This window comes from Bacillus sp. SIMBA_074 (assembly GCF_046534555.1).
GTDB lineage: Bacteria > Bacillota > Bacilli > Bacillales > Bacillaceae_G > Bacillus_A > Bacillus_A mycoides.
The window spans coordinates 1-228 of sequence record NZ_JAWRYM010001386.1 but is presented as its reverse complement, the minus strand read 5'-3'; the positions used below and the strand labels follow the sequence as shown (position 1 = coordinate 228).

Below are 228 nucleotides of genomic sequence, written 5' to 3'. Positions count from 1 at the left end.
AAGGGCAATTCGCTCGCCCATGGTGACCCGATCGCCCTGGCTGACCAGCGGCTGGGAGAGGTGTAGGTAGCGAGTGCGGTAGCCGTTATCATGGCGCACAACAATATAGCGCCCCGCCGCATGGTGGTTACTCACGCGTTCTACGCGGCCATTGGCCGGGGCGGTGATCGGTGTGCCAATCGGCATCGCAAAGTCGGTGCCATTATGTGGGCTAACACGGCCAGTGAC

Annotated in this window: 1 protein-coding gene; it reads right to left on the bottom strand. The window is 61.8% G+C overall.

What is annotated here, in order from left to right:
* A partial coding sequence (locus SB773_RS35250) for a M23 family metallopeptidase (protein WP_410595258.1) occupies positions 1 to 228 on the bottom strand: 228 nt, incomplete at both ends.